Source organism: Porphyrobacter sp. YT40 (assembly GCF_006542605.1).
In the GTDB taxonomy this organism is placed as follows: Bacteria; Pseudomonadota; Alphaproteobacteria; order Sphingomonadales; family Sphingomonadaceae; genus Erythrobacter.
Genome location: NZ_CP041222.1, coordinates 3,477,706 through 3,497,486 on the forward strand (window position 1 = coordinate 3,477,706; position 19,781 = coordinate 3,497,486).

The 19,781-nt window shown below is 68.7% G+C and carries 16 protein-coding genes; 9 read left to right on the forward strand and 7 right to left on the reverse strand.

Features of this window, described 5'->3' with window-relative positions:
* The first annotated feature begins 71 nt into the window (after positions 1-71).
* From E2E27_RS16255 to E2E27_RS16285, 7 genes are all read left to right on the forward strand, one after another.
* The gene (locus E2E27_RS16255; RefSeq protein ID WP_141460906.1) at positions 72-1,334 is read left to right on the forward strand and encodes an MFS transporter; all 1,263 of its coding nucleotides are present in this window, start codon (positions 72-74) and stop codon (positions 1,332-1,334) included.
* Between the two features lie 74 nt (positions 1,335-1,408).
* Positions 1,409-2,500, forward strand: a complete 1,092-nt coding sequence (locus E2E27_RS16260) for a YeiH family protein (protein WP_141460908.1) — start codon at positions 1,409-1,411, stop codon at positions 2,498-2,500.
* Positions 2,497-3,987 (forward strand): glycerol-3-phosphate dehydrogenase, encoded by a 1,491-nt coding sequence (locus E2E27_RS16265; protein ID WP_141460910.1) that lies wholly within the window; start codon positions 2,497-2,499, stop codon positions 3,985-3,987. The genes E2E27_RS16260 and E2E27_RS16265 overlap by 4 nt, the downstream gene beginning before the upstream one ends.
* Entirely contained in the window at positions 3,984-4,556 is a 573-nt protein-coding gene (locus E2E27_RS16270; RefSeq protein ID WP_141460912.1) for an NADPH-dependent FMN reductase, read from the forward strand. The genes E2E27_RS16265 and E2E27_RS16270 overlap by 4 nt, the downstream gene beginning before the upstream one ends.
* Positions 4,556-5,179, forward strand: coding sequence for a 3,4-dihydroxy-2-butanone-4-phosphate synthase (locus E2E27_RS16275; RefSeq protein ID WP_141460914.1), 624 nt, complete (start codon positions 4,556-4,558; stop codon positions 5,177-5,179). Before E2E27_RS16270 ends, E2E27_RS16275 begins: the two co-directional genes overlap by 1 nt.
* Complete coding sequence (locus E2E27_RS16280) at positions 5,176-6,390, forward strand: molybdopterin-dependent oxidoreductase (protein ID WP_141460916.1); 1,215 nt, start codon at positions 5,176-5,178, stop codon at positions 6,388-6,390. Before E2E27_RS16275 ends, E2E27_RS16280 begins: the two co-directional genes overlap by 4 nt.
* Positions 6,387-6,746 carry a cytochrome c gene (locus tag E2E27_RS16285; RefSeq protein ID WP_141460918.1) on the forward strand — a complete coding sequence of 120 codons (360 nt, stop codon included), beginning with the start codon at positions 6,387-6,389 and terminating at the stop codon, positions 6,744-6,746. The genes E2E27_RS16280 and E2E27_RS16285 overlap by 4 nt, the downstream gene beginning before the upstream one ends.
* Here the strand turns inward: E2E27_RS16285 and E2E27_RS16290 are convergent.
* Together E2E27_RS16290 and E2E27_RS16295 are read right to left on the reverse strand one after the other, a co-directional pair.
* Positions 6,725-9,067 carry a putative bifunctional diguanylate cyclase/phosphodiesterase gene (locus E2E27_RS16290; RefSeq protein ID WP_141460920.1) on the reverse strand — a complete coding sequence of 781 codons (2,343 nt, stop codon included), beginning with the start codon at positions 9,065-9,067 and terminating at the stop codon, positions 6,725-6,727. The genes E2E27_RS16285 and E2E27_RS16290 overlap by 22 nt on opposite strands.
* A complete protein-coding gene (locus E2E27_RS16295) occupies positions 9,064-9,642 on the reverse strand; it encodes a cupredoxin domain-containing protein (RefSeq protein ID WP_234036098.1) in 579 nt (192 codons plus the stop codon). The genes E2E27_RS16290 and E2E27_RS16295 overlap by 4 nt, the downstream gene beginning before the upstream one ends.
* Positions 9,643-9,815: 173 nt before the next feature.
* On the opposite strand from E2E27_RS16295, the gene E2E27_RS16300 reads away from it, so the two are divergent.
* Both E2E27_RS16300 and E2E27_RS16305 read left to right on the forward strand, forming a co-directional pair.
* Positions 9,816-10,874, forward strand: a complete 1,059-nt coding sequence (locus tag E2E27_RS16300; RefSeq protein WP_141460924.1) for a DUF3034 family protein — start codon at positions 9,816-9,818, stop codon at positions 10,872-10,874.
* A gap of 22 nt (positions 10,875-10,896) precedes the next feature.
* Positions 10,897-11,436: a group I truncated hemoglobin gene (locus E2E27_RS16305; RefSeq protein ID WP_141460926.1), complete on the forward strand. Its 540-nt coding sequence runs from the start codon at positions 10,897-10,899 to the stop codon at positions 11,434-11,436.
* A gap of 66 nt (positions 11,437-11,502) precedes the next feature.
* On the opposite strand, the gene E2E27_RS16310 is transcribed toward E2E27_RS16305, so the two are convergent.
* From E2E27_RS16310 to E2E27_RS16330, 5 genes are all read right to left on the reverse strand, one after another.
* Positions 11,503-14,643, reverse strand: coding sequence for an autotransporter domain-containing protein (locus tag E2E27_RS16310; protein ID WP_141460928.1), 3,141 nt, complete (start codon positions 14,641-14,643; stop codon positions 11,503-11,505).
* Between the two features lie 77 nt (positions 14,644-14,720).
* Positions 14,721-17,174, reverse strand: coding sequence for a TonB-dependent receptor (locus E2E27_RS16315; RefSeq protein WP_141460930.1), 2,454 nt, complete (start codon positions 17,172-17,174; stop codon positions 14,721-14,723).
* A gap of 4 nt (positions 17,175-17,178) precedes the next feature.
* Entirely contained in the window at positions 17,179-18,111 is a 933-nt protein-coding gene (locus E2E27_RS16320) for a FecR family protein (RefSeq protein WP_141460932.1), read from the reverse strand.
* Positions 18,112-18,150: 39 nt separating this feature from the next.
* Positions 18,151-18,684: an RNA polymerase sigma factor gene (locus E2E27_RS16325; protein WP_234036099.1), complete on the reverse strand. Its 534-nt coding sequence runs from the start codon at positions 18,682-18,684 to the stop codon at positions 18,151-18,153.
* A gap of 119 nt (positions 18,685-18,803) precedes the next feature.
* Positions 18,804-19,739, reverse strand: coding sequence for a hypothetical protein (locus E2E27_RS16330; protein ID WP_141460936.1), 936 nt, complete (start codon positions 19,737-19,739; stop codon positions 18,804-18,806).
* Between the last annotated feature and the right edge of the window lie 42 nt (positions 19,740-19,781).

Below are 19,781 nucleotides of genomic sequence, written 5' to 3' on the forward strand. Positions count from 1 at the left end.
CCAAACGGGGCCGTCGGAGCGATCCGGCGGCCCTTCTTGTCTGCCCCCGCGATGAAATCTAGGAACCCCTGATGCACGCCAGCCCCCCTCCCATTGCCGCGCGCCTGCGGTGGTCGCTGTTCACGGTGCTGTGCATCGCGGGGGTGTTCAATGCGATGGATCGCCCGATCATCGCGATCCTCAAGCCCGACATGATGGCCGATTTCGGCTGGAGCGACAGCGACTTCGGCGATCTCGCCGCGGTCACGCAGTTCTCCGCCGCCTTTGCCTTCTTGTTCACCGGCTGGCTGGTCGACCGGCTCGGCGTGAACCGCTCGATGCAGGTCGGCGCGAGCGCGTGGAGCCTCGCGGCGATGGCGCATGGCTGGGCGCTGACGACGTGGCAGGTGGTCGCCGCAAGGGTCGGCCTCGGCGTGACCGAGGCGGTGCAGACCCCGCTCACCATCAAGACCGTCGCCGCGCTGTTCCCGCCCGACAAGCGCAGCTTCGCCTTCGGCTTTGCGACATTGCTGGCGGGCGCGGGGACGATCGCGATGCCCTTCGTCATTCCGGCGCTGGCGCTCAGCGTCGGCTGGCGCGGGGCGCTGGTGGCGGGCGGGATCGGCGGCTTGGTTTCGCTGCTCGCATGGATATGGCTCGCCCGCGGCATCAGCCAACTGCGCCAGCGCGGCGGGGAGGAAACCGCGACGGAAACCGCAGGCGGGGAGGCCTATGGCCCGATCCTCATGAACCGCCAGACCTGGGCGATCGTGGTGGCCAAGGCGCTGTCGGACATGACCTGGTGGTTCATCAATTTCTGGCTGGCCGATTATTACCGCAAGGAATTTGGTCTCTCGACGCTCGAACTGGCCGTGCCGCTGGCGATTGCCTTTGCCGGATCGGGCCTCGGCGCGCTGCTGGCGGGCTGGGCCTCGACCCGGTTGCTGGAGGCCGGGTGGAGCCCCAACCGCGTGCGCAAAAGCGTGATGCTGGTCTCGGCGCTGATCGTCGCCCCGCTGCCGCTGGTGCTGGAGCTGAACTCGTTCTGGCCGGTGGCGGTCATGATCGGGGTGGTGATGGCCGGTCACCAGGGCTTCTCGCTCTCGCTGTTCTCGACCATCACCGATGTCGTCCCGCAGGTGAAGGTCGGGCGGGTGACGGCCTTTGGCGCCTTCATGGGCAATATGGGCGGCGTGGCGATTTCACTCGTCGCAGGGCGGGTGCTGGATGCAGGGCTGGGCTTTGTGCCGCTGTTCATCTTTGCCGCATCGTCCTATCTGGTGGCGCTGGCATGGTTCCAGTGGCTGTTGCCGGAAATCCGCCGTCCGGAGGCAGCCGAAGCCGTCTTCGCCTGAGGCCGGGCAGTTGCATTGGCGGACGACGCGGGGTAGGAATGTGACACCGTGAGACAGACATCGGATCAGCCGGCATGAAGCGCGACGCGCGCCCCGATTTCGAGGCCTTTGCCGGCGATCTGTTCGGCGAAATGGTGCTTGCCGAAAGCGCCGCCCCCGCACCGCGTGCCCGCCGCCCGCTCTCACGTTTCGTCCCCGGCCTTGCGATTGCCGCCATCGCTGGGGCGGCGGCGGCGTGGCTGGCACAGAATTACGGGGTGCCGGTGATCCTTGCCGGGCTGCTGACGGGTCTCGCGCTCAATTTCGTGGCGGGCGACACGCGCACCCATGACGGGCTCGACGCGGTGTCGCGCCATGGCCTCAGGGCTGGGATCGTGCTGCTGGGCTTTCAGGTGACTGCCATGCAGGTGCTGGCGATGGGCGCGGTGCCGTTCCTCGGCCTCGCGCTGGTGATGGCCGCCGCGCTGTTCGCAGCACTCGCCGCCGCGCGGGTGACGGGACAGAGCCCGGCGATCGGCCTGCTCGGCGGGGGTGCGACCGCGATCTGCGGCGCTTCGGCGGCGCTGGCGCTTTATGGCGTGATCGGGCGCGAGCGGGTGGATCAGGCGCAGTTCACGCTGACGCTGGTGATCCTTGCTGCGGCCAGCGCGATTGCGCTCGTCACCTATCCGATGCTGGCGACCGCGCTCGACTTTTCCAACGCGCAGGCGGGCTTTCTGACCGGAGCGGCAATCCATGACGTCGCGCAATCGATCGGCGCGGGCCTCGCCGTGTCCGATGCGGCGGGCGCGCAGGCGACGGTGGTGAAGCTCACCCGCGTCGCCCTGCTCGCCCCGCTGGTGACGCTCGCCGCACTGTGGATTGCGCGGGCGCAGCCGCTGCCCGCCGGGGTAGGAAAGGCGCGCGTGCCCTTGCTGCCGGGTTTCATCCTCGCCTTCCTTGCGCTGGTGGCGGCGAATTCGCTCGTCACCCTGCCCGCCGCGCTGGCGGGTCATGCTTTGACTGCCTCAAAGACCCTGCTGCTGCTCGCCGTCACCGCCACCGCGATGCGCACCCGCACCGATCTGCTGCTCGGCCTTGGATGGCGCGCGGTGATGCCGGTGCTGGCGGCGACCATCGCTTCGCTTGTGGTCGCGCTCGGCTTCGCGATAGGGGTGATCCCATGAGCACGATGTTCGATCTGGCCGTGATCGGCGGCGGCGTGAACGGCGCAGGCATCGCGCGCGACGCGGCCGGGCGCGGGGCGCGGGTGCTGCTGCTGGAGCGCGGCGATCTGGCAGAGGGCACCTCGTCCAACTCCACCAAGCTGATCCACGGCGGGCTGCGCTATCTCGAGCATTACGAATTCGGCCTGGTGCGCGAGGCGCTGACCGAGCGCGAGGTCCTGTGGGGCATCGCGCCGCACATCATCTGGCCGCTGCGCTTCATCCTCCCCCACCGCCGCGGCCTGCGCCCGCGCTGGCTGCTGCGGCTGGGGCTGTTCCTTTACGACCATCTGGGCGGGCGCAAATATCTCCCCTCGGCCACAAGCATCGATCTGGTGGCCCACCCGGCGGGCGCGCCGCTGAAGCCCGAATTCACCCGCGCCTTCGCCTATTCCGATGGCTGGGTGGACGATGCGCGGCTGGTGGTGCTCAACGCCCGCGACGCCGCCGATCGCGGGGGCGAGGTGCGCACCCGCTGCGAGGTCACCGCGCTGACGCGCGAAGCCGATCACTGGCGGATCGAGGCAGGCGGCGAGACCTTCCATGCCCGCGCGGTCGTCAACGCCGCCGGACCGCGTGTGCTCGATCTGCTCGGCCGGGCGGGCGAGCCTTCGGCGCAGCGGATGCGGCTGGTGCGCGGCTCCCACATCGTTGTGCGCAAGCTGTTCGACCATGACTTTGCCTATTTCTTCCAGCTGCCCGATGGCCGGATCTTCTTCGCCATCCCCTACGAGAGCGACTTCACGCTGATCGGCACCACCGATGTCGATCACAGCGGCAGTCTCGACGAGGTGCGCGCTTCCCCCGAAGAGATCGCCTATCTGTGCGAGGGCGCCTCCGAATATTTCCGCCAGCCTGTCACCCCCGCCGATGTTGTCTGGACCTATTCCGGCGTGCGCCCGCTGATCGACGACGGTTCAGGCAAGCCGGAAGCCGCGACCCGCGGCTACAGTTTCGAGCTCGATGTCGGAGCCGATGGAAACGCGCCGCTGCTTTCGGTGTTCGGCGGCAAGATCACCACCTATCGCGAACTTTCAACAGAGGCGGTGGAGAAGCTGGCCCCCTTCCTGCCGGTGCTGCAAGGCGCAGACTGGACAGGCAGCGCACCCCTGCCCGGTGGCGATTTCGGGCGCTTCGATGCCCCTGCCCTCGCCCGCGATCTGATGGCGCGCTATGCCTTTCTGAATGATCACGACGCGGCGCGGCTGGTGCGGCTCTATGGCACGCGGGCACGGTCGATCCTCGCCGCTGCCAGCACGGCTGCCGACCTCGGCGAGGATTTCGGCCACGGGCTGACCGCCGCCGAAGTCGACCACCTCGTCGCCCACGAATGGGCGCGCACGCCCGAGGACATCCTGTGGCGGCGCACCAAGCTGGGGCTGCGCTTCACGCCAGAACAGACGGCCCGCCTCAAGACCTATCTCGCTGAAAGGATCACCCCCGCATGACCCGCATCGTAGCCCTTGGCGGCACGGTCAATCCCGGTTCCTCGACCGAGCAGGCGCTGCGCCTCGCCGCTGCCGTTGCGGAAGGGCAAGGGGCCGAAGTGACGGTGTTCGGCGGTGAATATCTCACTTCGCTCCCCCACTATCTCGGCCCCGATCACAGCGCTGGGCTGGGCTCGGAAATGGTCGAGGCGGTGCGCGCCGCCGATGGCCTGCTGGTCGCCGCCCCCGGCTATCACGGCACGATCTCAGGCGTGGTCAAGAACGCGCTCGATTACCTCGAGGATCTGGCGAAGGACGAGCGGCCCTATCTCGATGGCCGCGCGGTGGGTCTCATTGCGACCGCTTTCGGCGATCAGGCCTCGATGTCGACGCTGCTGACGATGCGCGCGATCACCCACGCCCTGCGCGGCTGGCCGACCCCGATGGGCGCGACGATCCTCACCTATCGCGGGCTGTTCTCGCCCGATGGGGAATGCCTCGACGAGCGCGCGCGCGGCCAGCTGGAACTGGTCGGCCGGCAGGTGGTGCTGGGCGCGAAGAGCTTCGCCGCCGGGCGGGATCTGGCGTGATGACCGCGGCGCTCGACCACGATCTCGACGGCGCGCTCGCGGCAATTGCCGCCGGGCGGATCGTCGTGCTTGCGGGTGACCGGCTGCGCGGCGGGGATATCGACTTCATGTGCCCGGCCCGCGCAGTCACGCCCGAGGTGATCAACTTCATGGCCACCCACGGGCGCGGGCTGATCTGCCTTGCGGTGACGCCCGAGCGCGCGGCGCAGCTGGGACTGACGCTGATCAATCCCGGCACCCATCGCCAGACCGGGCGGCCGTTCGCACGCTCGATCGAGGCCGCGCAAGGCGTGTCGACCGGCATTTCCGCCGCCGACCGCGCGCATACGGTGCAGGTCGCCATCGCCGATGGGGCGAGCGCGGCAGACATCCACTCGCCCGGCCATGTCTTCCCGCTGATCGCGCAGCCCGGCGGCGTGCTCGACCGTCCCTCCGCCTGCGAGGCCTCGATCGACCTCGCACGGCTCGCAGGCGCGGGCGATGCGGCGGTGATCTGCTCGATCATGCGCGATGATGGCGAGATGGCGCGGATCGACGATATCGGCGACCTCATCGCCGCGCACGGGCTGGCGGTGGCGGATATCGGCGCGCTGATCGCGCGGCTCACAAAGGCAGACGCATGAGCGAGAGCAGGTTCACCCGCCGCTCGCTGATCGCCGGGGTGGGCGTTACCGCGCTGGCCGCGCCCGTGCTGGCGCAGCAGGCGGGACGGTTGATCGATCTCGGCCTCCCCGGCGGGCCGAGCCTGCGCCCGCTCGAACCCGCCTTCCCCGGCAAGGGCGAAATGATCGTCCACCGCATCCGCCCGCCGGTGCTCGAAACCCCGATGAGCGCCTTTCGCGAGGGCACGATCACGCCGAACGACCGGATGTTCGTGCGCTGGAACTGGCCTTTCCCGACCGAAATCAAGGCGAGCGAGCACCGCGTGGCGGTGGGCGGCGCGGTGAAGCGGGCTGTATCGCTCACGCTCGACGAGGTCGCGGCGGCGGGCGAGCATGTCTCGGTGGTCGCGGTCAACCAGTGCGCGGGCAACGGGCGCGGGCTGTCGCAGCCGCGCGTCACCGGCGGCCAGTGGGGCAACGGCGCGATGGGCTGCGCGAAGTGGACCGGGGTGCGGCTGCGCGATGTGCTCGCCAAGGCGGGGGGCACCGCCCCCTGGGCCAAGCGCGTGCGTTTTGCCGGGCTCGACGTGCCGCTCACCGACGGCGCGCCGCAATTCATCAAGTCGCTTCCGATGGACATGGCGATGCGCGACGATGTGCTGGTCGCCTGGGCGATGAACGACGAACCGCTCCCGATCCTGCACGGCTTCCCCCTGCGGATCGTCGTGCCGGGGTGGTTTTCGACCTATTGGGTCAAGATGCTCGCCACGATCGAGGTGATCGACGACGACGAGGACCCGAGCCACTACATGGCCGACACCTATCGCTTTCCGGCAGCGCCGGTGCAGCCGGGGGACAAGGGCTTCCCTACCGTCCCCATCACCGCCATGCCGCCGCGCAGCTTCATCACCAGTCATGCCGACGGCGACACCGTCGCGCTCGGCCGGCCGCTGGTGCTGGAGGGGATCGCTTTCGGCGGCGATGCTGCGCTTGAGCGGGTCGATCTGGTCGGACAGGGCTGGGAAATCCCCTGCACTCTCGGCCCGGAGGATCATGGCCCCTACGCCTTCCGCCGCTGGTCGGTCGAGCTGCCACAAGTCGCGGGCGATTTCGAACAGGTCGGCGTGCGCGCCCGGAACGTGAACGGCGCGGTGCAGCCGGACATCTTTGTCTGGAATCCTTCGGGCTATGCCCGCAACGTGATCGAACGCATCACCCTGAGGGCCCGATGAGAGCGCTCGCCATCCTCCCCGCGCTCGCCCTGCTGGCCGCCTGCGACAGCGAGCCGGGCGTCACCTTCGCCGATGCCAGCATCACCCTCCCCGACGATCCCATAGACCTCCCCGAAGGCCCGGGGCGCGAGGCGGTGCTCGCCAATTGCACCGCCTGCCATTCGCCCTCGACCATGCTGCAGCAGCCCAAGGTGCCGCGCGAAAAGTGGGAGAGCATCGCAAAGAAGATGATCACAACCTACAAGGCCCCGGTCGACGAGGCGGCGATCCCCGCAATCGTGGATTACATGGTCTTCGTGCAGGAACAGGGCGAAGCGGCGGATCAGGCCCGCGCTCAGCCGCGCAGCTCGCGCTGATACCCCGCCCCGTCGCGCAGCAGCCCGGCGACCGCGTTGGCGGCGACCGGCCGCGAGAACAGATAGCCCTGGATGTTCTGGCATCCCTCGCGTTCGAGCACCTCGAACTGCGCGACATCCCCCACCCCCTCGGCCAGCGTCTCCATCCCCAGCGCATTGGCCAGCGTGGTGATCGCGCGGATCACGGCATGGCCGTTGGTGCTGGTGCCCAGATCCTCGACGAAGCTCCTGTCGATCTTTACCTTGTCGAAGGGGAAGGAGCGCAGGTAGCTTAGTGATGAATAGCCCGTCCCGAAATCGTCGAGTGCGATTTTCACGCCCAGATTGCGCAGGCTGTGCAGCGTCGCCAGCGTGGTATCGACATCGGCGATGAAGATGCTTTCGGTAATCTCCAGCTCCAGCCGGTGCGGCGGCAGGCCGCTGGCCGACAGCGCCGACAGCACAGTGCTGGCGATCCCGCTGGCGGCGAACTGCTTGGGGCTGACGTTGACCGCCACGCTCACATCGTCGGGCCACATGCTGGCCTGATGGCAGGCCTCGCGCAGCACCCATTCGCCGATCGGAATGATGAGGCCGGTTTCCTCCGCCAACGCGATGAACTCCATCGGATTGACCCGTCCGCGCGTGGGATGGTTCCAGCGGATCAGCGCCTCGAACCCGGTCAGGCGCTTTTCCGCCAGCGAATAGAGCGGCTGGAAATGCAACTCGAACCCGCCATCCTTGATCGCGGCGCGCAGGTCCAGCTCCAGCTGGCGGCGCTGGCGGGCGGCTTCGTCCAGCGCAGGTTCGAAGAAATGATACCCGGCCTTGCCCTCATGCTTGGCGCGGTAGAGCGCGAGGTCGGCGTTCTTCATCAGCGTGATGCCGTCCTCGCCGTCGAGCGGGGCCATCGCGATCCCGATGCTCGCCCCGCAGGTCGCCGCCTGGCCATTGACCGACAGCGGGCGATCGAAGCTGCGCTGGAGCCCGTCGGCGATGTTGCCGAGGCTGGCCTTGTCGTCGATCCCGTCGATAAGGATCGCGAATTCATCGCCCCCCAGACGTGCCACCAAGGCATCGGGGTGGTCTTCCTTGAGATGATCGGCGACCATCCGCAGCAGCGCATCGCCAGCGGGGTGGCCGAGCGTGTCGTTGACCATCTTGAAGTCATCAAGATCGACATAGGCGACCATCACCCGCTCCCCCGCACGGCGGCGCGCGAGGGTGTTGGCGAGCTGTTCGGTGAACAGCTTGCGGTTGGGCAGGCCGGTCAGCCCGTCGTGCAGGCCAACATGGATGATCTCCCGCTCGCGCTCCTCGATCGCGGCGACCATCTTGTTGAAGCTTTCCGCCAGCCGCCCGATTTCGTCATCGGTTTCGACCGGGAGCGTGACCTCGCGGCCCTCGCCGATCAGCCGGGTGGCGGTATCGAGTTGCTGGAGCGGCTCGGTCACGGTGCGCGCAACCTTCCAGCTGAGGCCTAGCACCAGCGCGATCCCGGCCGCTGCGAGCGCGATCAGCCAGCCCTTGAGACTGCTGTAGGCGGCGAGCGATTCGTCGAGCCCGTGACGCAGCACCAGCCGCGGGGCGATCCCGTCCTGCAGGACGGCGAGATCGGACACGTGATAGAGCGAGCGTTCGCCTGCGGCTTCGCGCTCGAACACGGCATCGGCGGCGGCGTCTTTCAGCCAGGGGGCCTGCGCACCGGCTTCGACCACCTGGGCATCGAGCGCAATCGGGGCGAGTTCCACCAGCCGGTCGAGCTCGGCGCGGTCGAGGGGTTGGGCGATCACCAGCCAGCCGATGAGGTCGGGCGCCTCGATCGGTGATGCGGCGGCCAGCGCCAGCCCCTTGTCCGAGGCGATGATCCCCCGGGTGCCGCCTTCATCGAGCCGGGTCCACAGCGTTTCGGGCGCGGGCACGCCGCTGGCATCGGCGGCGAGCACCTCGCCCTCCAAAGTCAGCACGAAAGCCATGTCGCTGCGCACACGGTTTTCGAGGCTTTCGAGCGCGCTGGCGATGGTCGGCGCGTCACCTGTGGCGACCGCCTCGCGAAAGCCGAAATCATGCGCCAGAACCCCGGCCTGATCGCCCATCTGCCGCGCCCGGCCGGCGAGGATTTCGTCGAAAACGCGGGCATTGGCGCCAAGGTCGCGCGCGGCACCCGCCTCGGCAAAGCGCTCCAGCGCGCCCGCGGCGAGGCTGACCACCAGCCCCAGCACCGCCGCGAACAGCGCGGCATAGAGCAGCGCGATGCGCGTGCGCAGCGAACCGAAGCGCAGCCCCGACACACGCGCCCAGGCGGCGCGCGCCGGCGATGCCACCAGTGTCGTCGGGCTCACTTTACCGAGACCTTCAGCTTGTGCGTCTGCGCGCCGCCGGTGATGGTGATCGCGGATTTGCTCTCGTTGGCCACCCCGCGCAATTGCGGGTGCCACACGGTGAGGCTCGCTCCGCCGCCTGCCATCCCGGTCAGGGTAACATAGCCGTTGCCGTCGGTCTTGCCCGCAAAGGGCGTGTCGGTAACGCGGATATAGCCGCGCATCTGATCATGGATATTGCACCCCAGTTTGACGCTGCCGGTCACGGCGAAGGTGTGCGTGCGGGTCTGATCGCGGCCGTAAAGCTCGATCTCGAAGCGGGCAGGCTTGGAGAAGGAGTAGATCGAATGGCGCACCTGATCCAGATTGGGAAAGGCAACCGTGCTGCCCCGCGCGACGATCAGCGTGCCGGGGGTGAATTGCTGGTTTTTCTGCGCCATTCCCATCTTCCAGGGGAAGCGAATCGCGCCCGCCGCGGGCTTGGCGCTGCGCAGTTCGACCACCGCATCGCGCACCGGAATCCCGCGCTCGTCGACCACCTGCACGCGCAGGCTGGCAGGGCCCGCCGCCTCGGCCAGGGGCGCGCCTGCGAGCACGATTCCCACGGCGGCAAGGCACGAGAAGACGAGAGCGGAACGAGGCCGGGAAAGGGCACGGGGGAAGCAGAACGGCAACATGGTCGGCAGCGGCCTTAGGGCACACCCCTTAAGAAACCTTCGCCTGATGGTTTAGGGCAAATTTACCCTTTCCGGTTAGGCCGATAGCCGAAATGACATTGTGCCTTGCCAGCCTGGCGGCGCTTGCGACTGCCGCGAGCGCCCAGACCACCCTGCCCGTCGAACCTGACGCGCGCCCCGAAGCGCCAGCGCCCCGGATCATCTATGCCGAGGTTCTGGACGAGGACGCATTGGCGATCTCCCCGGCCTCGCCCGCTCCCCCGTCCGGCCAGGTCGCCACAACACGCGCGCTGCAACCGCTTGGCGAGAGCACCGCTCTGGCGGATGAAGGCCTGCGGCTGGGCAAGGTGGATCTGTTCAAGGGCGGAAAGCTGCTGCTCACCAACGGCGTCACTACCGTGGAGGGCTCCTCGGGCGGCGGTCTTGCACGCTGGGCGACGATCGGCGGGCGGCAGATGCCGGGCGGAATCGGGCTTTCGGCCCATGCCACTGCGGTCGAGCTGCCCGACTATGGCTGGCGCTCCTACGGCGTGGCGGTGGGGTTCGGCGACCGGGTGGAACTGTCCTACTCCCGCGCCGATTTCGACACCCGCGATGTCGGCGCCCTGCTGGGAATCGGGCAGGGTTACACCTTCAACATGGACACGTTCGGCGCAAAGCTGCGGGTGGCGGGCGATCTTGTCTATGGCGAAAGCTGGCTGCCCCAGATCGCGGTGGGCATCGAGCACAAGCGCAGCCGTGACGGCGCGCTGGTGCGCGCGCTGGGCGCGGCGGACGACGAGGGCACGGATTACACGCTCAGCGCCACCAAGCTGCTCCTTGCGCGCAGCGTGCTGGTCAATGCGACACTGCGCTATACCGAGGCGAACGAGCTCGGCCTGCTCGGATTCGGATCGGCGGCAGGGGCTGACTACAAGCTGCAATTCGAAGGCTCGCTCGGCTATCAGCTGTCGCGCCGCGCGGTGGTGGGAGCGGAATATCGCTCCAAGCCGGACAATCTCGGCCTCGGCGATGATGACTGGATGGACATTTTCGCCGCCTATGCCCTGACCGACAATCTGACCCTGACGGCAGCCTATGTCGACCTGGGTTCGATCGCCACCTTCTCCGATCAGCGCGGCGGTTTCCTGTCCGCACAGGTCGCGTTCTGACACTGCCCTCGGAGTATCCTTCATGCTGCTGCTGACCGCCACCGCCGCCGCCGTGCTCCTGATCGCCCAGCAGGCGCCCGCTGAGGGAACCGACTGGGACGCCGAATTCGGGGTCGAGTTGAAGCAGCGCGATCCGGTGACGGGCGAGTTGCCGGTCGATCCTTACGAGCAGTCCAACGCCAACGCCGGAGCCGCGCCCTATGACAGCGCCGCGCTGGTCGCCGACTTCGGCGGGCGCGAGGGCATCCGCCGGATCGCGGCACGCACGGTCGAGCTGTCCGAAGCCGACCCGCGCATCGCCGACATCTTCGCCGCGCATGACATGGTGCGACTCAAGCGCACGCTTGGCGAACAGTTCTGCTACCTGCTTGGCGCGGGCTGCGACTATACCGGGCGCGACATGGCGGCCTCGCACGCCGAGATGGGCGTGACCAAGGCCGACATGAACGCGCTGGTCGAAAACCTTCAGGCCGCGATGCGCGAAGCGGGCGTGCCCTTCGCTGCGCAGAACCGCCTGCTCGCCAAACTCGCCCCGATGTCGAGCCAGGTGGTTACGCGGTAGCGGTCAGAAAAGCGGGTGCCGACGGGGCCTGCGGGGGGGCATTCGGCTGTCGGCACCCGGCGCGCATCACCAGCCGAAGCGGATCGATGCGCGCAAGCTGTAGCCGATCTCGCCGAACTGTTCTTCCAGCCCGAGCTCGCCGGCGATCTTGTAGCTGCCATCCCCACCCAGCGCGCGGGCGCGGGCGAACCAGCCGCTGTCGCGCCCTTCGGGGTTGAGCGTGAACAGGTCGCCTTCGCCATAACGTGCGCGGGTCGCGCCGAGATCGCTGGTCAGCAATTCGCGCCAGCCGCCTTCGGCCTCGAGCCGGAACCAGCCCGTATCGCGCGCCTGCATCCCCCACAGGTCCGCACCCACGGCGACCGCGCCGTTGATGCCGACTTCCTTGCTGGCGCGGTCCTCGACCGTCAGGTTCAGCGCATCGCCGCCACCGGTTTCGGTATAGCCGTCTTCCTTCAGGCGCAGGTAGTCGATCACCACCGAGGGGCGGAAGAAGAAGAACTGCGATCCGCCCTCGATCGACACGCCGCCGGTTGCGGTGACGAAATCGCCATCCCAGTCGCGCTGGATGGTGTAATTGACGGCATCGGTGCCCGTTCCTCCGGCGAACACCCGGCTGCCCGAGAAGCTGGATTTGCCCGCGCCCACGCGCGCAAAACCGATCACCGGGCCGAACTTGCCGCGCCAGTGGACGCCGGCTTCGTAGCTGTCACCCAGCACCGAATTGTCGAACGGGCCGTTCTTGTGCTTGCTCCACAGCCAGCTGCCGGTCACGCCGACCGCGCCGAAGCCGGTGAGGTATTCCGCACCGCCCCGGAACCCCAGCCCGGTGAGGTCGAAAGCGGCCGAATCGCCACGCTCCTTGTCGAGGTTCCAGTTGGCAAAATCGGCGATGATGCGGAACTTGCCTTCCTCGTCGAAGGGAGTGTTGGGATCCATGAAGTGCCGGTCGAAGGCGCGCAGGCCCTGGCTCAGCCCTTCGAAGGTGCCCCCGGCGTGATCGGGCAGGGTCTGGGCGACATAGGCCTGGAACACCTCGGCATTGTTGATGCCCAGAAACAGCCCGGCGACCTTGTCGTCCTCGCCCAGCGCGTCGAACAGGCTGTCGAAGGCCGCGCTTTCCGAAGCGTTGAGGCCAAGATCGGCGGTCGCCTTGCGGGTGATCGCGACATTGATGTTGTTGCCGCTCACCGCCAACGCCGCCTTGTAGAGGAACGGCACCAGCGCGCTGTCGGCGGTGAGGTTGCTCCCCCCCGTCAGGCTCCCGGCCGAGATCACGGTGTAGGTGCCGCCCGCCGTATCGAGATCGGCAAGGCGGATGCGGATCTTCGAGCCCGTCGCGAAATTCGCGGTGCCGGTGACGGTGATCGCGGTGTCGGTGCCCGCCGCCCCGCCAAGCGTCGCGCCGATGACGCCGGTCGCGCCGACATCGAGGCTGGCGATCGTGGCGGGGCCGGTCAGGGCCAGCGTGCCGCCTGCGAGATTGACTGCGACATTCTGCGCATTGGCCAGTCGCCCGCCGAGGCCCGCCGTGTCGGCGATCCGCAGCGTGCCTGCGCCGCCGCCGAAATCGGCGGTGCCGCTGAAGATCGCATCGCCGCTCATCAGCAACTGGTTGGTGCCGCCGCCGAAGCTGACCGTGCCGGATACGCCGCCGTCGAGCAGCTCGAGCAGGTCATTGCCGCTGCCGAAGCGGATGTCGCCGATGATCGAGGGTGCGGGGTTGCCGCTGCTGACGGCGGTCTGGCGGACGATGCTGCCCGCGGTGCGCGCCGACAGGTCGATGGCGACATTGCGGTTCGAGGCCGCATCGGCCCCGCTCGCCGAGATCGCGCCGCTGTTTTCGATCAGTCCGAGCGTGCCCGAACGGTCGAGAATGGCGACAGCCGATCCGGCCTTGGTGGTGGCTGCGGTGATCGAGCGGGAATTGCGCAGGATGCCGAGGCTCGCGTTCTCGTCGATCAGAATCGCGGTCGCCTGGCCGGTGGTGGTGTCGGTGCCGGTCACGCTGGCAGCGATGGTGCCCGCGTTGTTGATCACGGGGACGGTGGTGCCGGCGCCAAGCTCAAGCGCGGTGGCATTGGCCGCGCGCGCCGCTCCGCCGATCTGGCCATTGATCTGGATCCCGTTGGCGATGACCACATCCCCGCCGCGCCCGCCGATCCGCATCCCCGTGCCGGTGACGCCGGAATAGACCCCATCGCCCAATATCGTGCCTGCCATGACAATGCCGAAATTGTTCGACGTGCCCTCGGTCGCGCCGATGGCGATGTCGTCTGCGCCGCCGATCTGCACCGCCGGGGCCGCGCCATAGGCGATGATGCGGGTGTTGCCTTCCTTGGCGTCCTCGATCCCGTCCTTGTCCTCGTCATTATCGCCCGCGACGGCGTCGGCGGGCGCGATTTCGAAGATGATGCCCTTGGCGACATTGCCCTCGATCACCAGCGCGCTGCCGCCTTGCAGCAGGTCGTCGGCATCGAGCCGCGAGACATCGGCCGGGGCCGGTACGGTGCGATAGCCGCTGACCGCGATATTGCTCTGCACCCGCAGCGCACCGCCAAGATCGCCGCCCAGCACCGCGCCCTGCGCGTTGAGGCCGCGCGCCGTGATCTCGCCTGCCAGCCGGACATTGCCGGAGATGTCGCTCATCGCCACGCCGACCGAATTGTTTCCGATCACGGTGGTCTTGCCTTCATGTGTGAAGGTGCCGGTGATCGGCCCGGTCGCGCGGATACCGGTGGAATTGTTGCCTTCGACCAGAATCGTTCCGGTGTGGCTAAGGTTGCCGGTCAGCGGCCCGTCGATGCGGATCGCGGTGCGGCCCGTGCCGATCGCGAAGAGCCCGTCGATGTCGCCGTCGTTGTCGGCGTCGGTCGCGGTGTAGGTCTCGTCGATGGTGATCGTGCCGGAATTGGTGATGTTGGCGGTGCGTGGCCCAGTCACCAGAATGCCGGTGGCATTGTCGGCGTTGCTGATCGCGATCGTGCCCGCGTTGGTCACCGAATTGTTGCTGTCGACCGTCACCGCGGTGCCGCTCGTCACCGTCACCGATCCGGCCGTCTCGATCCGCACGTCGGCAGGCTGGCCGTTGTTAACGGTCGAGGTCACCACCGGCGTCGTGCGCGCGGTGGTGATGACGGTCTGCGCGGCGAGCGGCCCTGACAGAGCGGCAAGCGCGGTGCCAGCCAGAAGCGTGCGGGTATTCATGTTCGGGGGTCCTCCTGATCCTTTGTCTCAGGAGACGGAGACCTTGCCCGCGCGCCTTGGCCCCAAACGCAAAAAAATCAGAACCGTGTGTCGAAGCCGATGCGGATGGTGCGCGGCTGCAGCGGAGTGACCTGCGCCCGCCCGGTCGAGAAGGGGGTGCCCAGCGCAAAGCGATTGCCCTGACTTTCGAACAGGTTGGAGAGCGTCAGAGTCAGCCCGGCATTGTCACGTCCGAAGCGCACGATGAGCCCGCTGTCGAGATAATCGCCCTGCAATTCGCCCAGCTCCGGGCCGACCCCGAGGCGCGACTTGCCGACATAGCTGATCCAGCCATCGGCCAGCAGCGCGGTGCCATTGCCGAAGTCGCGCCGCCATTGCAGCCCCGCCCGCCCCGAAACCTGCGCGATATTCGGGATGCGCCCCAGACGCGGCGCGGCGAGAACGCGCGCCGCGCTTTCGGCTCCGCGCGGCGGCACGATGTCGAACCCGGTGAGCGACAGCGGGGTCAGTGCGAAGAACTGCGGCACATCGACCCGGCTGTCGTTGATCGTCGCCCCGGCATCGAACCGCAAGCCCGGCGCGAGCCGCACGCTGCCGGTCACGCTCGCCGCGAGGATCGTGCCGTCGCCGACATTCGCGGTCGACGGCAGGCCGCCCTCGTCGATGAAATCGGCCTGAATGTCGCGCCAGCGCGTGTAGGAGAGGCTCGCCGAGACATCGAAATCGCCCCGCCCCGGCACGCCCCAACCGCCGCCCAGCTCCACCGTGCGGGCGCGGTCGGACTTGAACTGGCGGACGAAATCGCCCGATACCGCCAGCCCGCCGGGGCGGAAGCCTTCCTGATAGCGCAGCCATGCGCGGCCATCCGCGCCCACATCGACCAGTGCCGAGGCCGAGGGGAGCCACGCCGTCTGCCGCCGGGTCGCGGTGACCGCCCGGTTCGCGATCGCGATCGGCAGCGGCACATTCTCGCCCTCCCCGCCCAGCTCGACGCTGGTGACGCGCAGGCCCGCCGCCAGCGTCAGCACGGGGAGCAGGCGGTAGCTCGCCTCGCCATAGCCGGTGATCTCGAAGACGGTGTTCTCGACCCCGGTGCTGGCCGTTTCGGGCTCTCCCGCTGGCCCAATCCCTCGGGTCAGGCTGTTGCGGTTGTCGATGATGCTGCTGCCCAGCACCCAGCCCAGCGCGCGGCCCGGCTCGGCAGGCTGCCAGATGCGGGTCTCGTTGGCGATCATCCGCGTTTCGTTGCGCTGGCGGAACACCCGCGGCGCACCGCCGGGTGCGGTAGCGTCGTAGCGCTCGGTCAGATCCTGCGCGCCGATCCCGGTCGAGGACTTGATCCTGATCCCGCCGATCGCCCCGTTCACCACCAGCTGCGCCTGCCCGTATTGCGCCCGGCTGCCTTCGGTCACGCGGGCCGAGCTTTCGAGCCTGCGGCCCTCGCGGTCGGCATATTGGCTGTCCTCGGCCTCGGTATCCTGCCCCAGCAGGATCACATCGGCGCTCCAGTCCGGTGCCAGATCGACCCGCAGCGCCGCGCGCCCGGCGAGGATTTGGGTGCGGTTGACATTGCTGCGCCCCAGCCCCGGCTTGTCGATATAACCGCCCAGCGTCGCCGCATCGATATTGAGCCTCAGCGTCGCGGTCTCACCGACCAGCGGCAGGTTGATCGTGGCATTGGCATCGCCGCCCGGCTCGCCCCCGGCGATCAGTGCCGCCCCGCCCGAGACCACCAGACTGGTCTCCCCCGGCTCCGGCGCGCGCGGCACCAGGCGGATGATCCCGCCGAGCGAGCCTGCGCCATAAAGCGTGCCCTGCGGCCCTTCGAGGATCTCGACCCGCTCCATGTCCGACAGCCGCAGATCGGGATCGGGGGCGTTGTAGGACAGGCGCAGGTCGCCGAAATACTGCCCCACGGTGGCCTGTGTCGGCCCGGTGAAGCTCGAATCCGCAATGCCGCGGATGAACAGCTTGTTGCGCCCGCTGCCGAGATAGGTGGAGCTGACCGCAGCGCTGCGCTGCATGATCTTCTCGGTCCCGCCCACCCCGCCACGCGCGAGCAGTTCGCCGTCGAGCAGCGTCACCTGCGCGGGCACCTCGGTGAAGGTGAGGTCGCGCTTGCTGGCGGTGACGATGATCGGCGGGCCCTCGGCCTCGGGCAGGGGTTGCGGCACGGCGGCCTGTGCGCGCGCGGTCTCCGCGGCGGGACGCTGTCGCCCGGCCTTTGCGGTGCGCTGCGGCGCAGCCACCAGCCGCCAGGCATCGGGGCCCACCTTGACCGCCTGCATCCCGCTCGCCCGCGCCAGCTTTTTCACCGCGCTCGCCGCATCCATCCGGCCCTTGATCGCGGCGATCCTGCGGCGCCCCAGCGCCGGATCGGCGATGACGATACTGGCATTGGTCGCCCGCGCGATGGCGATGGCGGCCTCGGCCGCAGTGCCCGGAGGGATCGCAAGCTCGACCGGGCGCGCCGCCAATGCGGCGGGCGCGGCGAGAACGGCTATCGCGGCAAGAGGGGCGAGCGGTCGCATCGGATTACCGGGCCGTGATCACCCAGCCATCGCCACCATCCTGCGGCTGCACCCGCACGCCAAGAAGCGGCTCCAGCGCGCGCGGATCGGCGCGCAGGCTATCGAGCGCGATGCTGCCCGACAGCCGGGTTGCCCTGTCATCGCTGGTGAAGGCTATGCCGGTGGCGCGGGTGAGTTCGGCGGCGATCTCGGCAAGACTGGCGTCGGCAAAGCTGATGCGCCCGCGCCGCCATTCGCCGACGGCGGCAATGTCGACCGGAGCGACATCGAAGCGCCCCCCGGCACCGCCTACGGCCCTCTCGCCCGCATCGACCCTCACGGCCTGCGCTTCGGGATCGATGATCACCGCGCCCTCGGCCACCGCCACATCGAGCGCCGGGCCGGACAGCCGCACGTCGAACACCGTCCCGGCATCGACCAGCCGCGTGCCGCCCGCATCGAGCACGAAGGGGTTTGCCGCATCGTGGCGAATGGTGAACAGAGCCTGTCCCGCTTCGAGCCGCGCCGCGCGCATCCCTTCCACCGCGAGGCGACTCCCGCCGCCGAGGTCGACCGTGCTGCCATCGCCCAGCGCGATCAGCCGCGTCTCCCCCGGCGCGGTGGTGTAGAGCGTCTCGCCCTGCGGCCAGAGACCAAGCAGGAAGGTGGTCGCCAGCACCAGCACCGCCGCGATGGCACCGCCCAGCCATGCGCGGTTCCCTTCGAGCCAGCCGGGTGGATTGTCGTTGGCCGCGCTCGGCACGGGCGCGGCTTCGGCTTCGGGAACCAGCGCCGCCGCCTCATCCAGCGTGGCCTGCACCGCGTCATAGGCGCGGGCGTGCGCGGGGTCGGCCTCGAGCCAGGCGGTGAAGCCGTCCCAATCGGCAAAGTCGGGCTCGCCCGTCCGGATTGCCCAGGCAAGCGCTGCGTCGCGGATCGCGGTCTGGTCAGGTGTCATTTCGAACAATCTCCTGACTGCAAGACGGAGTCGCACGCCTCAAACCTCATCGAACGCCCTCCGCGCCTCGAGGATACGCGCATAGGCGCGCCGCAGATCGCTTTCGACCGTGCTGAGGCTGACGCCGAATTCGGCGGCGATGTCGCGCTGCGCAATGCCGTCGACACGGTGGCGGCGGACAATGGCGGCGGCGCGCGGGCCAATCTCGGCGAGCGCCGCCTCGATCGCGGCGACCTGCTGACGCGCGGCGATTGCGCGCTCGGGGCCGGGCGCGGGGGCGATGTTGTCGGCGAGGCCCGGCTGCACCTCGGCCCAGGCCTTGTCGCGCAGGCGCGCCTGCCGTTCGGCCCGGTAGCGGTCGATCATCAACCGATCGGCGGCGCGCATCATGTAGCCGATACCCGCCGCCGCCTCGGCATCGGCCGCGCCCGACAGCCGCAGCCACAGTTCGTGCAGCAGATCCTCCGCTGCCTCCCCTGCTCCACGCGCACGCAGAAAGCGCAGCAGCCGGTCGCGCTGGGCGAGAAAGGCCTCCGCAAGCGGGGCGTTGGGGGCGGCGGGCGGTTCGGACACGGGACTCGCGGGGTCAGCATTTGACGGCCCGCTGGCTGAACGCTGGCCGAATGCGGCCCTCATAGGCACAAATCGAAGGCCCGAACAGGCCCGAGCACATGCCACGGCGCAACGCGCAATCAGCGCGGCAGGTTCTCGCACAATATTGGGCGCGGGGCCTGGCCGAGCCTGTATTCGCCCGCGTCGAAGCTGCCGCCGGTGAAGGATTGCCACAGGTCGATCCCGGTGATCCAGCAGCTGCCATCCTCCCGCCGGGTAGCGACCCACGCGCCGACCTGGCGATATTCCGGCACGCCGGTGAATTCGTTGCGGTGAACATACCAGTCCGCGCTGTAGAGGTGGAGCCGCAGGATCGTTTCCCCCGGCACCAGCCTTGCAAAGCCATCGCGCAGGCCCTGCTCCCACGCGGGGTTGCGGGCGAGCGGCGGCTTCATCCGCACCTCGGCCAGCGCCGCCGCGCGGTTGGCGAGCACTTGGCGCCGGAGCGCCCCGGTATCGCCCATCTGCGCAAGCACCGCCTCGGCCTCGGCGAGTGGCGGACCGATTTCGGCCATGTCGGGATAGACCCGCGCCATCGCCCGCAATCCGGCTGCGATCGCCTGCAATTGATGCCGCTGGGCCTCGGCCCGGCAGATGTCCCGATCCACCGGTGGCACGTCGCTGTCGGGGCTTCGTAGCCCGGTGGCCGCGAAGGTCTCGCGCAAGGTGGCAATGTCGCGCGTCGTGCCGAGCACCTGCTTGACATAACTGCGCCGTTCCAGACCGAGCTTCTTGGGATCGGACGGCCCGGCAAGGAAGCGGTCGACGCGGGCGTTGTATGCATCCAGCTCCGCTGCGAGCCGTTCGGGATCGCTGGCGCAGTCACGGGGATCGAAGTGCGCAATGCCGAAGCGCTTGGCGAAATCCCAGGTGCGTTTGACCGGATCGGGACTGTCAGCCTCGGACGAGGCCGGCGCCCTGTCCCGCCCGTCGCGCGGGGTACGCTGGGCGACAGCAGGCGTGGCAACTATCGCCACCGCCGCAAAAAGCGCAATCGTCAGACCCGCACGGCGCATGATCTTTCCCCTCCCGTTCCTTGCGAGAGGTTTGTGCCGCCG